Here is a 15,892-nt window from a genome sequence, read left to right as displayed (position 1 = left end):
AAAGCCGAGGATCCTGCCTCGGCTTCGAAAGATTAAGTGACCGTCTTAGAAAACAAACTGAGCAATCACATAACCAATGACTAGCTGACTGAGCGTCGTCACAATACCGGGCAGCATGTAGCTATGATTAAAGACGAATTTGCCGATTCTTGTCGTTCCGGTTCTGTCAAAGGCAACGCAGCCGATGATCGCGCCGCCCGCAGGAATAACAAAGTAGCCGCTGACCGCAGGGAACATCCAAACTAAGTCAGACGGAGCAATGCCTAAACCGATACCCATCGGAACCAGAGCGGTAACCGTCGCACCCTGAGAAAAGAGCACGCCGGAGAGAATGAACAGCGCAACTGCAAAGAGAATCGGAGCACCCGCAATCATGTTTCCGAACTCGGAAACAAACATCGGTTTATAGAAATTAAAGAAAGTCGCTGTCAGCCAGGACACACCGTAAACCGCGACCATGCCGATTAAACCGGAACGGAAGACAGAGCCGTCAGCAAGCTTCTTCGGTTCAACATTGGCAATCACCATGATGAGGCCGGCGCAGCAGAGCATCACGATCTGAACCATATTCGGAATAGAAAGACGTGTCACCTTGCCTGCGGTTTCCCATGAAGGAAGAAGACTTGGGAAAGAGCCGAAGAAGACAACTGCCAAAATGCCAAGCGCAAAAACCGCAACACCTCTCTTGGCCTTGGAAGAATAGCTGCGCATGTCAGTGCTGACCGGCTTGTCCTGGAACTCGCCGCTCATCACGCGTCTCTGGAATTCGGGATCGTCGGCAAGCTCATAGCCCTTCTTGAACATGAAAGCGCAGCCGATCAGAACACCGATCAGACAGGCAGGGATCGATACCGCGAAAATCTGCAGCGGTGTCACTCCTTTAACCGCGAGAAGAGCAATCATAGCGCCGGTCGCAGCAGACATCGGAGAACCGGTAATACCCGACTGAGCTCCTATCACGGACATCGTCAGCGGACGCTCTGGGCGGACTCTTGCACCGATCGCAACTTCGGCAATGACGGGATACACCGAGAAAGCAACATAAGCGGTACCGCAGAAGAGCGTGAAGAGGTAGCAAACCAGCGGGCCCATGAAAGTAATGTTCTTTGGATTTCTCCGCAGCAGCTTTTCCGCGATACTAACCAGGAAATCCAAACCGCCGGAGCCCTGCAGAATAGACGCGCAGGTGATCACGGCAGTGATGATGAGCAGCACGCTCACAGGCGGCGCTCCGGGTTTCATATCAAATACAAAGACCAGGACAGCTAGGCCGATACCGCCTGCTGCGCCTAGCCCTGCACCGCCCCATTTGGCGCCTATAAAGATAGCGACAATGACGACGATCAGTTCCATCCAAAACATCATGTCCATCATGATTCTCCTTATTGAAGGGTTTTAGGTCTCAGAACTTCAGTAATCTTGTCTCTGTTGGGCGCAATGATCGCAACGACCAAAAGAACCATGCCTGCCCAGCGGAATGCCGGAATATGTTCACCGAGGAGAAGACTGGCAAAGCAGATGGTGAATACCGGTTCAAATGAGCAGAAGATTCCTGCCTGCGTCGCGCCGAGCATTTGGATCGCTTTGGATACGAATATGGTGGACAGTACTGTCGAAACCACGCCGTAGCCGAAGGTAACGCCAAGCTGTTCTGCATTAAGACTGAGAACAGAAACAGGATTGTGGAAGAAACAAAGTCCGAGACTGGCAAAAAGAAGGGTTAAGAAAGTAATCTTGTAAGCCGACACGTTCTCCGCGAGCTGCTGAAGCGAAAGAAGGTATGCGGCATACATGAACGTGGATAAAAATCCGATAGCTAAAGCCGTAAGAGTGATTCTGGAACGCAGCGCGTCAGAAAAGATACACACGCACGCCAAGACGATCAGTGCGACTGAAACAATCTGGCTCGACTGTATTTTCTTGTGAAAGACGGTTCCGTTAACAAGAAGAATGATCACCGGATAAACGTAAGTGATCAGACTCATCATTGACGCCGGAATATCTTTCAGCGCATACACATAGAGAAGATTCAGCGGCAAAAGGACGATTAAGCCGATAAAGAGCGATTTAATCAGCAGCGATTTGGAGAAGCGATAAAAACCGTCTTCCAAAAACGGTCCGGCAATAGCGAGAGTCATGACAGCAAACAAAAATCTCGACTGCAGAATCTCTATTCCGGAAAGCTGCGCCGCATAACCGAGTTTCGCAAAAATCGGATTGAGGCCGTATGTCACCGCACTTAGTATGGAGAACAATATTCCCATGCCTAAGCAGCTGCGCATGCCTTGTTTTTCAATAATGTCTCTCATAGTTTTGTGAAGAGTTTTTTGCCGGTAATCCGATGGCGCGAGACAAACCCGCGCCCTGATTTGCGAGGTTTAGAGAAGCTTCTGATGTGCGTCGTCGAGGAATTTCTCAGCGTTCTGCATCTGAACTTTTACAGCCTCAGGAGAGGTGCCCCGTAGGACTTTCTGGCACCTACGGAGTGTTCAAGAGAGATATCTTCAAAGATGTCTTCTTCAAACAGATCGGACTGAGCTTTGAATTCTTCAAGCGTGAGTTCTTCCAGAGTCTTATCTTTTTCAACGCAGTAGCGAACGGTCTGGCCCACTACGCGATGCGCATCTCTGAACGGCATGCCTTTCTTAACAAGGTAGTCGGCCATGTCAGTCGCGGTTGAGAAGCCGTGCGCAGCAGCCTGATATGTACGTTTAGCGTTGATTCGCATCTTGCGGACCATCGGAGCCATAACTTTCATAGTGTTCTGCCAAAGGTCAATCGTCTCGTAAGAAAGGAACTTGTCTTCCTGCATATCCTTGTCGTATGCAAGCGGGATACCTTTCATCATGGTCAACATGGCCTGGAGGTAGCCATACATACGGCCGGTACGGCCTTTAATCAGTTCCGCAAAGTCACAGTTCTTCTTCTGCGGCATGATGGAGGAGCCGGTTGTGAAGTCATCGGAGAGTTCGACAAACTTATATTCCTGGCTCGCGAAGATAATGATTTCTTCGCAAAGGCGGGATAAGTGCATGTAGCTCATTGCGGCGATAGAGGCGAACTCAATGCAGTAGTCGCGGTCAGCAACAGTATCGATACTGTTTTCTGTCGGCTTCTTGAATCCGAGCTGTTTGGCAGTCGACCAACGATCGATCGGGAAGTCCGTTCCCGCTAAAGCAGCGGCACCCAATGGGCACTCAACAAGACGGTCGAGGAAGCTCTGCAGTCTGTCGTAGTCGCGTTTGAGCATCCAGAAATAAGCCATCATCCAATGTGCGGCAAGTACGGGCTGAGCAACCTGAAGGTGTGTGAAGCCCGGCATGATGGTGCCGAAATTCTTCTCTGCCTGTTCAAAAAGGGATTTCTGGATTTCGACGATCAGCTTCTGGCATTCTTTCGCAGCGTCGCGGAAGTAGAGATAGCTGTCCACGCAGCACTGATCGTTACGGCTTCTTCCGGTATGAAGACGACCGCCTGCGGGTCCGATAATTTCGGTGAGGCGCTTTTCAATTGCCATGTGAATGTCTTCGTCTTCGGCGTTAAAGACAAACTTGCCTGCTTCAATTTCTTTGCCGACTTCTGCGAGACCTTTTTTAATCAGCTCGACATCTTCTGCCTTCAGAATACCGGTTTCGCCAAGCATCGTTACATGCGCCATGCTGCCTTGGATATCGTACGGGCAGAGACGAGTTTCTACTTTGATGACTGCACCGAATTCTTCAACAAATTTAGACGGTACTTCAGAAAAACGACCGCCCCACATTTTGCTTGACATAAATATTTCTCCTACAAGAAGATTTGACTGCTAACAACTACATAACCTATTTGTAAGTTTAGAAATATTTTTATATCGATAAATCTATGAATTCCCTGTATCAAAACCAAGCATATACGATGAGCTAATCTTTATTAACTATTTGTTTTATTTATTTTTAAATATATTTAAATTAATAAGAATATATCGATATATTTTATAAATCTTATTTCCTTTCGCTAATAAATATCGTTTTTAAGTTGCATGGCAATTAAATTTTTCTGAAATCCAACCGCAAACCGAACAAATCTTGTGCTCTGAAGTCCACTTTGATTAGCTGACACACTCGGCTCTGATTCCCTCCAAATAGACAGAAGGCCGTCAAATTGACGGCCTCCTGATAAAGAACAGTTTATTAAGCAAGCTCCTGCTGCTTTAAGCCTTGTTCGGCTAATTTCTCCTGTTTTTGAGAAACCTGAACAATATCGCCGCCATCGGCCTTAACTCGGATCTCCTCAATGGCCTGCAGGTAATCCTTGTAGTTTTCCAAGTAGAAAGAAAGCGCCTTGGAGAATCTCTGTCCGAGCATTCCGTCAAGGAAGAGACGTGATACCTCCTGGTACTGAGACAGCGTCTGCTGGAAGCGTACAAACACCAGTCTTTCTTCCGCACTCATCTTGCGAAGCTCGGACATGAAGGCATATCTTGCGCAGGGCTGGTAGTACCAGATGTACATCAGATCAAGCGAAATCACAATGCACTGAATCTCCATCGCCTTCGACTTCATCGAAATCATGTTGATGAATTCGGACGGATTAGAAAGAAGCGAGAGGATGTCGTTCTTCGGAAACTCAAGTTCAAGCTTAGTGAAGCAGTCAAACAGGCCTTTGACGCCCATCTTAAAGTCCGAGGTACGCAGACGATAGTTGTTCTGACGATCCGCGATACTTTCAATCACGCCCGCAACGGTATCCGAAGCGAACTTGGAAACAATCGCGGCAGCAGGCACCAGAACCGCAGCCGCGGGACCGCCTGTCAGAATCGGAATGATCATTGCCAGTACAAAGTTGTAGACCATCGCCACCGGAATCGCGAGCACACTTCGGAAGAGATTTCCAACGACCGCGGTCTTCGGGAAGCCTCGGAAGATATTGTGCGAAGAGATATACAAGCCGTTCGCAAGCGCGATGATCGAGAACACCAGAAGCGGCGCTTTATCTACAGTGATGCCGAGCCAATGACCGAGCAGGATGTTGCGCGTAAAACCTTCCAGCAGCACGACCGACATGCCCGTGTACATGAGCGAATCACTCACGCGGGACCAGTTCACAACCTGAGTCCAGTTAATGCGCATGCCCTGACGGAATCCGCCTGCCGCGATCAGCGCCTGAATAATGTTGCGGACACCGGTGATACTGAACCAAATCAGCGCGCCGAACCAAGCAAGCACCCACCAGTTCTGCGTCATCATGAACGTAAAGAATGCCGGAACAAAACCGATGGAAACCTTCAGGATGTTTAAAAGCGTGGTATTGGTGTACGCAAAGCCCTGTTTCTTACCGTTTTTTTCTTCGCTCTGCTTATGAACAAAACCGTTGGAATCCGCAGGCGTCTCACCGCCCAACGTAATGATGTTTCCTTTATCAGTGAGAGCGGCATGCGCGTAGCCGGCTTCCCAGACTCGTTCGTGTTTTCTGCCGAGTTTGGAGCATCCGGTCTTTTCCTTGAGCCATTTAATCCAGCCGGGCGAATGTTCGTTTTCCGAGTACACGTCCACGCATTTAACCGGCACTTTAAGCGGCAGGCTGAACGGGCTGAATCGGGATTTTTTCCCGATCATTTTCTGCGCGCTCGCAGGAAGCGTTTCCGGCACGGCAAGCCCCATGCCGAAATGCGAACCCAAAAGCGTCGTAGAGTCCGTACCGAACCGACTTCCAAGGGGCTGTCGGCGATAGAAACTCAGGAGCAGAGGAATGTTTTCCAGAATCTCGGTAAAGACCGCCTTCTTCTGCGGATGCTCCTGCACCTCAGGAAGCGCGAGCATCGAAGAAATCAGACGTTTAAGCTTGATGACGTTTCTTTCATTGATCGCGTGCTGCAGATCGTTGATCTCCTGAATGTTCTCCTGTGACCCTAGCTTCCACTCCTTCATGTTGAAGACTTCCAAGTGCGAAATCGCGCCTTCGGTATCCCACAGAAGTTCCAGCACATCAACGGCGCTCAGCCGGCTTGTCAGCAAAGTGGCGCGGGAATTCGCACGCACAGACTTGAGCATGGAAAGCAAAGAAGCGATGTCAATATTCAGAAGCTCCGGACGGTCGTCATCCTGAGGAAGGCTGAGCGACTTAATCTCAGGGTTGCGGCTTGGTCTCAGATAGTTCTGATACAGATGCGCGGACGTGAGCTCATCAAGCTTTGCCAAGGAAGCGTTCAAATCGGCTTTTTCGTTTTCGGCTGCGGCACCTAGTGCCTCTCGGATTTCTTCCGCTCTCGCTTCAAGGGCCGGAAGAATGGACTTATGCGTAAATTCTGCCAGACGAACTAAGGAGGTTTGTCCGGTTCCGATGAATGCTCTGAACTGCTCTTCAGAAAGTTTCGGCAGTTTCAGGCCGTATTCTTTTTCGATTGCCCGGGCGTGCTTCTCGTTAAAGGCAGCAAGCGTCTCAAGGACTCGCTCACGTGCCCAAAGTTCGACCTTACGGCCCTGAGCCATTAAACGAACAACATCCGGCTCCTGCAGGAAGTCCATCACGCTCTTCGTATCGGTAAACCCTCTGGGCGTCCAGAGAATCTCTACATATCGATCGTCAAACTTGGCTTTGTATTTAATGCCTAAGCGGACGGAAATTTCCATGATGCGCGCCGCCTCAAACAACTCGTAAACGGCGTGCGGATCTACATAGTTGTAGTACACGACAGACAGGCGTCGGATGCCCTTTACACGAGCATCCATCACCAGGTAAGTCGGGTTCTTGCGGCCCATGGTATTTGAATCATGAACATGGTCATCCATGGTCTTCTGATTCCACTCCTCCGGCATTTCCAGAAGATAGTATTTCGTGAGAAAGGAACGGACGATACGAGGGTTGCCTGCGGCAACCTTTTGGAAGTCGTGAATCAGACGAAGCTGCTCTTCTTCATTACCGCGAGAGCGGACAATGTCTTTCATGATTTGAATCAGCACGCGGGCGGTATTGAACTTAAAGGGCGTCTGAGCGCTGTAAAGCACTTCTTCATGAAGTGTTTTTAGCGCAGACAGGCGCTCATTCATTCCTTCGATGCTGTTCAGTCTCTGCAGAAGGTTAATGACCGCCATTGCCATGCGAACTTCATGGGTGGTGACCATATTCTGGATACCGTGCGGATGCAGACTGGTATTAAAGGCCTCCTGCTCTTCGGATGTCGCGGGGCCGTGGTCAATCACCTCGTTGATGCGTCTGAGCAGTTCTCTGTCTTTTTTATCGAAGTTTAAAGTTTCTCTCACGTCTGATTCTTTCCGGGAACTTTTGAAAACCTTTAATAATACGGGAGGTTATTTATTCGCGTTAGGTGGAAATTACCTACTCGGTAACACTTTTCCCAAGAACGTGGGGTATTTACGTACCGGAGTTAAATCCAACATTGATTTAACGATCAGTTGATAACATTTTTGAATCCTAAATGGCGTATGAAGCGCCTTCAAAGAAGGTATCTGCATGCATCGCAAAGGAAGACCTACAGCTAAGTAGCCTGGGCGTCGGAGCTCGGCACCGGAGCTGCACACACTCAAAACCATTCAAATTGGTAATGAGTCCTCCGAATTTTTCGATTCAACTTTCGCGCAGAAAGGACACCTAAGCACTCATTCTTCTTCAGTTCCAAAAACAAAGGAGCCCGAAGGCTCCAAAATCAACTGCTTTTTTTCTATAAAAACCGAACCAAGTTAACTTCGAAACCTCAGAGGATTTACCGCACTCAACACCCCAAGAAAAAGAGACTGCGATCCTCTGAGGTTCTCTGGGCTACATGACAGGGCAGCCGGTCGGATTTAACTCTCTATACGGTTCCACTTTGATGGGAATGCCTGAGCGACAGTTGGCTGCAGCGTAGTAATCATTGAGCATTTTTACAGCTCCCGGACGAGTGGGATCAATCGGTATCAGTCGATTGATCGCAATTCCGCCACCTCTTCTTCTCGAAACCGGCAGTGATTTCCCGTCAACTTCTCTAACTTCCGCGCCTCCGGCCCAGTGTCCATAAGCATGCGCAACACAAACCGCCTTCTCTGCGACTCCGTCGTCACAAGCCAAAACGCCTTCAGCAGTAATTCCGTCCGGGCTTGTCAGAATGACTCGCTCTTTATCCTTCAGACCAAATTGTTTCGCAGTATTCCCATTCATATAAACGAAATTCTGAGGAGACACTTGGTTGCAGTGATCAAAAAAGCCGGAATAGTTAGATCTCAGGATCGGCTTATATGTCGCCAAAACCAGCGGATACTGTTTCTTGTCCCAGTGCTTTTCCCATAAGGACCCGTCAAAGAACTTCGGCGGTTCATAACAAGGAATACCCGGATAATTCTCTCCGCTGTAGCAGTGTTTTTGTGCGGCTATGGCCGGATTGAAGATCTGCAGGAATTTTCCGCCCCCGTTTGCCAGGAAATCACCGTCATATTTTTCGGACTTCTCGTAATAACCTCCACGGGAAAGCAGCGCTTCAACCTGTTCACACTGCTTGGCTGAAAGAATATTCTGTAGAGGTTTCATAGCGCGCGGAAGCGCAGCAAGCTCTCTGTCGGAATCGGTTACTTTCGGCAGCGAGCCGCACTGAGATGCCACGTTGCTTAGGTAATAGGCATACCAGTCATCAAATCCTTTCAGAGCGGCTTTCCCTCCTTCTTTGACCGGTACAGCACCTTCACCAAATCCCGGAAGATTTAACTTTTTAGCAACGTCAAAGAAAAACTCTTCCATACAGATATGACGCCCGTCTGAGGTCAGTGCCGTCCGCGGCGTAACTACCGGAACTCCTGCTGTCACGCACTGATCAAAATTTCCCCAAGTCCTGTCGCAACCGTATTCCTCAAACATCACTCGATCAGGAATAATATAGTCAGCATTGCGGTTCGTCTCCGTGACAAACGCGTCAATTGCAATAAACAAAGGCAGTTTTCTCGTGTCTCTCAGAGCCGTTTCCGCCTCACAGGGCAGAGAACCGGCACTATAAACAGGATTGCTGCGCCAATTGATCAGTGCTTTTGCCTTATACGGTTCCTCATTGGCAATCGCCGTAATCATTTCTGCAGCGTTCAGGCCGGTGTAATCAGACGCGAGCGGTCGGTAGACGTGCTTGGCCGGATAAGGATTTTCTCCTTTCTTCACATGCTCAGCATATTCCGTGGAATCTTCATAACGATAATTTCGGCAAACACTGACAACGCCTTCCTGCTCAACCGCACCCTCAACGTTTTCAAGATCATAGTTTCCGCCAAATCCCATGAAAGCACCGTTTCCGTAAATCGCGCCACCCTTTCTGTCATGAGACCCTGCAAGGGTATTCAACAGACAAATGAGCCAGGAACTCATCACAGAGTCCCAGCCATTATTGCCGGTATTGGAAACAGCAACGACTTTTGTCCCGTGCGAAGTAAATTCTTTCGCGACGGACTCAATCACTTCAACCGGTACACCGCAGACGTTGGACAGATACTTCAGGGAATGCTCATTAGCTTTTTCTTTCAAAAGCTGAAGGGTCGACTTATAACGAATTGTCTTGGATGCAGAATTACTGAACGGGCGATCAACATACAGATCGGCTGATCCTGCCTTGGAAGCAGCGAGAAGTTTGCCTCCGCTATAAACAACACCGTCACCTTTATCGCCGATACCAAAATCAGCGGCATCGGCTAACTGATTTGTCTCTATATTGACCAGATAAGAAGCATTAGACCAATTAATTTCCCCATTCTTCTTGGCAGAAGCCTCGTTCGGATTGGATAGGAATTTTTTATTTTCCCTTCCTTTATTCAGAATAACTTGCATCACTGCCAGTAAGAATGCTGTATCTTCGCCGGGCTTAACCGGAACCCACTGAGCGTTTGTGTTGTTGACAACGTTGCCGCGCAGGATCGGATCCACACAGACATACTTGGCTTTGCGGTTCACGCGGGCATTGCTCAAACCGCTCCCGGTACGGTTGATGCTGGCTCCGGAGCAGCCGGGCGCTGTTCCGATAAAGATCGCGAATTCGAAATTATCCCAATCAACATCACACATCCCTGCGTCGATTTCAGGCGCGAGACCCATTGCGTAACCGACACCGACGGGAGCGCCACAGTAGCCGTGCTTCGTGGTCAGATTCACCGTGCCGAATGCCTGACGCATAAAGCGGCTGTAGAAGCCTCCGCGCATCGTGTCTTCTTCATTAAAAGTCGCAAAGAGCTGGTTGCTTTTAACGCCGAATTCAGGGAACCCGGGAACCAGAGGAGTCTTGGTGTCGCGAATGGCGCGCAGACCTTCTACGGGACCTTCTCCAAATAAATTACCGCCTTCTATGATTTCTTCCAGGGCCTGTTCATAAGGAATAGTTACCCAGCGATCTTCACCGCGCTTACCCGCCCTCTTCAGAACTTTCAGTACGCGATAAGGATCGTCGACTGCGTCAATGCCGCTTGCACCCTTGCCGCAGGAAGTCGCTCTAAAAATCTTGCCGTCTCTGCCAAAAGCGAGCGCCTGGTAAGCTTCGGCCACAGAAAGTTTAAGGGGCAGAGGGGCTCCAGCTGTGACGACTTCGCAGTAAGGATTGCCTGACACACGTGTGATTTTGTCCGTAGCTTCGTCAACGCGATAGCGGAGACCGCACATGTTGTTGCATGTAAAGCAGCGAGTGAAGCCGACGCGAACTCCGGGCTGAAGCGCAACGCCGGATTTATTTACCTTCAATTCAGTCGTCGCATGATTGCCGAAATAATTCGTTTTACCTGTCATTTTTAGATCCCCTTAACGCTGCCATTCTTTTGAATCTGCCGATAACCATTTCTTATCTTCAAATTTCTCCGGCAGACCGATATAAAAGATATTCGGATGAGTACCCGCAGACTCCAGAAGCACATAGGTTTTGTTGTTCTTAATTAATTGGCTGACCACGCTGTTCTCGTCATTTAAATCGCCGAAATATCGTGCGCCGCCGATGCAGCTTTCTACGCAGGCAGGAAGCAGACCCTCATTTAAGCGGTGAATGCAGAAGTTGCACTTTTCCGGAGGATTCTTACGTTCCGGGTCCTCCTTTCTGGCACCGTATGGGCAGGCTTTAACACAGTTCATGCAATGAATGCAGCGGTCATAGTCGATCACTACAATGCCGTCCTCAGGACGCTTAAAGGTTGCCTTGACGGGACAAGCTTTGACGCATGAAGGGTCTTCACACTGATTGCACTGATTCGGCAGCGCAATAACGGCGGGGCCTTCATCACTTGTGAGCGAAAGCTGCGTGACAACCGTTCGTTCGCGTCCCGGCTGAGTCTGATTTTCAATGCTGCAATTGACCGTACAGGAAAGACAGCCTGTACATTTGCGGACATCAAAAACCATGGCATAACGTTTGCCCGGTGTTTTAGCAGCAAGCACCGCCTGAGACGAAACCGCTGAAAAAGCCGTCCCGGAGGCAATGAGTTTTAATAATGTTCTTCTGTCTAACATCGTTTTAATCCTTGATTTTTACGAACCGGGCTCCGCTAACATCAGCAGAACCCGGCAGACGTCTTACTTCTTACTTTGTCTGGTCCTGAACCTTTGCGTACCAAAGGTTATGGTTCTGTTTCGCCCAGTTCTCGTCACACTTGCCGCTCAGCATGTTTTCCATGCCGCCTTCACTCATGACCGCACCCATATAGATGTGGACGACAGAGAAGACGCCAAGCACGACGGCACTAACGATGTGGATGATGAGCGCAAGGAGTGCGCCGTTTTTAGACAGCGTCCCGAACATTTCCGGGAACAAAAGCAGAAGACCGGTAGCACCTAGCGCTAAACCAAACAGTGTGAAACACCAGAAGAAGGCTTTTTCTCCGGCGTTTGCAAAGCCGGCATCCGGGTGTTTGGGTTTACCGAGGTTAATGTAGCCGCCTAAGGCCATAAACCATTTAACGTCACAGCTCTCAGGCATCTGCAGCTTGCTCCATTTCACCATCAGAATCACCGCAGCAATAATGAAGGGGATCGCAAAAATGTTATGGAACACAACACTGGCATAGACAAGGCTGTGGAAATGAGCCTGAGTCATCATGGGAGCGAGCCACACTTTTCCTGCCCCGATGACAAAACCAGTCAGAATTAAAACAATGCAGGGAATCGCGACACACCAGTGAAGGATGACATCGCCGACAGACCAGCGCGGAATCAGTTTGCCGGAGAAGCCGTCAGAGAGTTTTGCGCGTCCGTTAATCAAAACAAACACTGCAAACAGCACTGCAACAGCAACCACTGAGGCAAATACTAAGTTAGAGATCATCTCCGCCGACTGCAGGAATCCAAGGTAGCCGGAAGAAACCGAGCTCGGGTCATAGGAGGACATCAGCAGGCCTGCATTATCCGTATAGCCCAAGTATTGGGGAATGTCTCTCTGAATCTGATGCTCTACAACCGGAGACCAAAATTCAGGCTGGTGGACTGCCTTCTCGTTAGCAAAAGCCATGGAGGAGAAACAAGCACTAAAGGAAAGTAAAAATTTATTCATGGTAATTCCTCAAACGTAGGCAAGAGTTAACGCACTTGGGTGCGATGAAGCTCCTTATTCAAAGCCAAGACCGCTTCCTTCCAGAACTGCTGATTCGTGTTCTCAGAGATCGCCTTCAGGAAAGATTCGTACCACTTGTCAAAGTGTTCGGCTCGGAAAGAGTCAGACAAGCCCTGAACTTCTTTAATCAGTTTCTCTTCTCGGCCTTTGAGACTCAATTCCTGTTCAAGGGCAGAGAGGAAATAAAGAAATTCAAGTTCATTTCCAAAAAAATCCGGAAATTCATTAAGCTCGGAAGCACTTGAGAGACCTGCTGCGGCATAAAAATTTGCCACATCTTCAGCGATTGGTCCGTTCAGCTTTCTGGAGGCTGTAACCCACGCCGACTCGTAAGGGATCACGATCAGACGATAAGGCCCGATACAGAGCCGATTAAATTCAGCTTCAGCCTCTTCCGGCTGCTTAACGGCCTTTTCTGCTTCCTCGGCAAGTTCCTTATAGCCGAACTCCATGGCCCAAGACTGCAGTTCTTCATAAGTCGAAGGGAGCCCCGGATTCAGGAACAAATCTTTGAAAACCGCAAACGTCTTCTCTTGCCCGTTTAATTTCATTTTCTTTCTCGGATGATGATCATATTCGGACGATTCGGACCGTCTTCGTATCCGATACCCTTCTTGGAGGCCGACTGGGTCTGAGCCAGAACCTGTGTCACATTTCCTACTTTCAGGCATTTGACCGGGCAGCCGTCCACACAAGCGGGATTTAATCCGGCATCCAGCAATTCCACGCAGAGGTTGCATTTAGCAGCTTTGCCGTCGATCTTACTGATCGTAATTGCATCGTAGGGGCATGCCGTTCTGCACAAACCGCACGATGTGCATTTATTTCTGTCAAGCACCACAATGCCGTCAGGACGCTGCGTAAAAGCCGCTGCCGGGCAAACAGCCAGACAGGTAGGATTGGAGCAGTGCATGCATGCGTGGCTGTACCAAACGTCCCTTACTCTGCCGTCGGGAGAGGTCACTTCGTAAAGATCGACTTTGCGGAAACGAACGTCTTCGGGCAGCTCGTTGTGAATCTGACAGGCAACGGAACAGCCGCCGCACCCAACACAGTTTTCCTGCCTGAAGATGAAACCTTTTTGAAATTTATTACTCATTTCGTCCTCCTATGCCTTGCTGAGATTTACGCGGGTTGAGTGGTATGCGGAGCAGCCGCCCATATCCGTTAACTTTGCTGTTGTCAGAGAATTTGTATTTGTTTGATTACCGTACGGGTTCGTACTTCTCCAGTTGCATTTCGCTGTTCTCACCACCCCGGGTGCAACTCGGGTCGTAACGCGTGCAACAAAGAACGCTTCCCCTCGCTGATTGTTCAGACGAACTTTATCTCCCATACGGATGCCTAAGCGTTTCGCATCTTCCGGGTTGATTTCACATTCATAGGCGTTGTAAGCGCGGATGTACTTCACGTTGTAGAAAGACGAATTGACTCTCTGCGGTATTCCCGGAGAAAGAAGTCTGAACGGCAGATTCTTTTCTTCTTCAGGCATTTCTTCTTCGCAAAGCGTCAAATCAATCACCGGATCAAAACCTGAACGCTTCATCAGCTCAGAATAAAGCTCAATCTTTCCGGATTCTGTTTCGGCTTTACCACCGGAGCGAACCGGAACACTTTCCGGCATGTCCAAATGAATGAACTTCTCTTTTTCCAGACGCTCAAGCGTTATTCCCTGATACCACGGTGTATCAGTCTGAAGGAACTGTCGAATGATATCTTTGGGTGTATCTTTAAAGGCCTGCTCTGTAAAGTCCATTCTTCTGCCCCATTCGGCAAAGAAATCCCAGTTCGGTTTAGATTCACCAAGCGGTTCAATGACCTTTTCGCAGATTTGGACATACCAAGAGTGGTAGTCGCCGATAATGTCATCCGTTTCAAACTGTGTTGAAGCCGGGAGGATGAGATCACAGTATTCGAGAGAATCTGTCATGATCATGTCGAAACCGACCACAAAAAGATCCTTTCTCTTAAGGTTTTCTATGACCGCATTAACATTCGGAGAAACAGCAACCGGGTTGCCGTTGTAAATAACCAGCATGTGAATCGGTTTAATCGGACGATTCTCCGTTGTCGGATTCTCTGCCCTAAGCGCCGTATCCAGATCGGTCATATTGACATGCTGCTGTTGTCCCTTGCGCAAATAATTTCCCCGGCCCAGATTTAGATTCATACCGGTAATCGGGCGGACGTTATCGTAGATAATGCCGCACGAGGGCTTGTCAAACATTCCTCTCATTGCCTGAAGGATGCCGATTGCTCTAGTCATACGGGCACCGTTGTAATTGCGCTGCATACCGTATCCGGCTCGAATGATAATTCTCTCAGCACGTCCGTACACATCTGCAAACTCCTCGATTTGCTTCTGTGTCAGACCTGTGACTCTTTCGATGTCTTTCCAATCGACTGAGTTAACCTTGGCTATTGCCTGATCTGCGCCAATACAGCAGTTTTTAAGGAAGTCATGATCGAGCATGTCATTTGCGATCAAGTACTTCATGACTCCGGTTGCCACCCAAGCATCAGTTGAGGGCTTGGGCTGCAGATAGACGTCAGCCTGGGAACAAATAGGCGTTCTGTTGGGATTAACCGCAAGAACCTTTGCTCCCTTATCTCTCGCCTCGTTAATCAGTTTGATTCCGTGAACATTGGAAACTGTTTCATTGAAGCCCCATGAAACGTAGCAATCACAATTCGCTATGGTTTCCGGATCCGGCCCATCGGTAGTTCCCTGGACGCTGCCATATCCCCAAACGCCGGCTTCTGTACAAACCAAACGGTCAAGGATCGATGAACCGATACGATTAAAGAAGCGATCGGCACCGCGCATACCGATTGCGCCGTAGTTACCGGAATAAGAATACGGAAGAATTGCTTCGGCCCCATACTGTTCGACTACTTCATGGGTTTTCTTGATGAGAATGTCCCAAGCTTCATCCCACGTGATTCTCTTCCACTTATGCGAACCTTTTTCGCCCACTCTCACCATCGGATGAAGAATTCGGTCCGGAGCATACGTGTATTCAACGTAAGTCAGCCCTTTAACGCACGGGCACGAACCGGTTTTATATTGTTCGTCAGCACCTCTGACATAAGTCATGCGTCCGTTTTGAACACTGAATTTCATCAAGCATCTGTCTGCACAGTTTCTGAGACAGCTACTGTATTTAATTGTGCCTGCTCTTTTTGCCATAAGCGGGGTATTTGCGCCATAACTATTCATAGCAAATACATTTTTTGGAGCAAGCCCCGTCAGAGTTCCAAGGGCCGCCGATGCGCCTAAACCCTGAAGGAAATATCTTCGAGTAAGCTTGGTCATATACATGACTCCTTAAAATCTAGGGTGAAAAATATCTTTTCCCGAGATAG

The 15,892-nt window shown here is 49.0% G+C and carries 10 protein-coding genes; all 10 read right to left on the bottom strand.

Annotated features, from left to right (window positions below):
- Positions 1-45: 45 nt before the first annotated feature.
- Positions 46-1,371, bottom strand: a complete 1,326-nt coding sequence (locus tag NFR90_RS06915; RefSeq protein ID WP_251451725.1) for an anaerobic C4-dicarboxylate transporter family protein — start codon at positions 1,369-1,371, stop codon at positions 46-48.
- An 11-nt stretch (positions 1,372-1,382) separates the two neighbouring features.
- Complete coding sequence (locus tag NFR90_RS06910; RefSeq protein WP_251451722.1) at positions 1,383-2,309, bottom strand: DMT family transporter; 927 nt, start codon at positions 2,307-2,309, stop codon at positions 1,383-1,385.
- A gap of 128 nt (positions 2,310-2,437) precedes the next feature.
- Positions 2,438-3,775, bottom strand: a complete 1,338-nt coding sequence (argH, locus tag NFR90_RS06905) for an argininosuccinate lyase (protein WP_251451720.1) — start codon at positions 3,773-3,775, stop codon at positions 2,438-2,440.
- Between the two features lie 394 nt (positions 3,776-4,169).
- On the bottom strand, positions 4,170-7,238 hold the full coding sequence (locus NFR90_RS06900) for a hypothetical protein (RefSeq protein WP_251451718.1): 3,069 nt from the start codon (positions 7,236-7,238) through the stop codon (positions 4,170-4,172).
- 517 nt (positions 7,239-7,755) lie between these two features.
- Positions 7,756-10,719: a molybdopterin-dependent oxidoreductase gene (locus NFR90_RS06895; protein ID WP_251451716.1), complete on the bottom strand. Its 2,964-nt coding sequence runs from the start codon at positions 10,717-10,719 to the stop codon at positions 7,756-7,758.
- A gap of 12 nt (positions 10,720-10,731) precedes the next feature.
- Positions 10,732-11,430: a 4Fe-4S dicluster domain-containing protein gene (locus NFR90_RS06890; protein WP_251451714.1), complete on the bottom strand. Its 699-nt coding sequence runs from the start codon at positions 11,428-11,430 to the stop codon at positions 10,732-10,734.
- 70 nt (positions 11,431-11,500) lie between these two features.
- Positions 11,501-12,466 carry a formate dehydrogenase subunit gamma gene (locus tag NFR90_RS06885; RefSeq protein WP_251451712.1) on the bottom strand — a complete coding sequence of 322 codons (966 nt, stop codon included), beginning with the start codon at positions 12,464-12,466 and terminating at the stop codon, positions 11,501-11,503.
- 26 nt (positions 12,467-12,492) lie between these two features.
- Positions 12,493-13,077 (bottom strand): TorD/DmsD family molecular chaperone, encoded by a 585-nt coding sequence (locus NFR90_RS06880; RefSeq protein ID WP_251451698.1) that lies wholly within the window; start codon positions 13,075-13,077, stop codon positions 12,493-12,495.
- Positions 13,074-13,625 carry a 4Fe-4S dicluster domain-containing protein gene (locus NFR90_RS06875; protein WP_251451695.1) on the bottom strand — a complete coding sequence of 184 codons (552 nt, stop codon included), beginning with the start codon at positions 13,623-13,625 and terminating at the stop codon, positions 13,074-13,076. Before NFR90_RS06875 ends, NFR90_RS06880 begins: the two co-directional genes overlap by 4 nt.
- A 9-nt stretch (positions 13,626-13,634) precedes the next feature.
- The gene (locus NFR90_RS06870; RefSeq protein ID WP_251451692.1) at positions 13,635-15,842 is read right to left on the bottom strand and encodes a molybdopterin-containing oxidoreductase family protein; all 2,208 of its coding nucleotides are present in this window, start codon (positions 15,840-15,842) and stop codon (positions 13,635-13,637) included.
- Positions 15,843-15,892 lie beyond the last annotated feature (50 nt).

It is taken from the genome of Parasutterella muris (assembly GCF_943193095.1).
Classification (GTDB): Bacteria; Pseudomonadota; Gammaproteobacteria; order Burkholderiales; family Burkholderiaceae_F; genus Parasutterella; species Parasutterella muris.
Note: the sequence above shows the minus strand (reverse complement) of the source record. Positions and strands in the feature narration are given on the sequence as shown.

Coding starts and splice junctions, on each gene's coding strand:
- NFR90_RS06890 (WP_251451714.1), bottom strand. CDS start 11,430: ATGTTAGACAGAAGAACATTATTAAAACTCATTGCCTCCGGGACGGCT.
- NFR90_RS06880 (WP_251451698.1), bottom strand. CDS start 13,077: ATGAAATTAAACGGGCAAGAGAAGACGTTTGCGGTTTTCAAAGATTTG.
- NFR90_RS06885 (WP_251451712.1), bottom strand. CDS start 12,466: ATGAATAAATTTTTACTTTCCTTTAGTGCTTGTTTCTCCTCCATGGCT.
- NFR90_RS06895 (WP_251451716.1), bottom strand. CDS start 10,719: ATGACAGGTAAAACGAATTATTTCGGCAATCATGCGACGACTGAATTG.
- NFR90_RS06915 (WP_251451725.1), bottom strand. CDS start 1,371: ATGGACATGATGTTTTGGATGGAACTGATCGTCGTCATTGTCGCTATC.
- argH (WP_251451720.1), bottom strand. CDS start 3,775: ATGTCAAGCAAAATGTGGGGCGGTCGTTTTTCTGAAGTACCGTCTAAA.
- NFR90_RS06910 (WP_251451722.1), bottom strand. CDS start 2,309: ATGAGAGACATTATTGAAAAACAAGGCATGCGCAGCTGCTTAGGCATG.
- NFR90_RS06870 (WP_251451692.1), bottom strand. CDS start 15,842: ATGACCAAGCTTACTCGAAGATATTTCCTTCAGGGTTTAGGCGCATCG.
- NFR90_RS06875 (WP_251451695.1), bottom strand. CDS start 13,625: ATGAGTAATAAATTTCAAAAAGGTTTCATCTTCAGGCAGGAAAACTGT.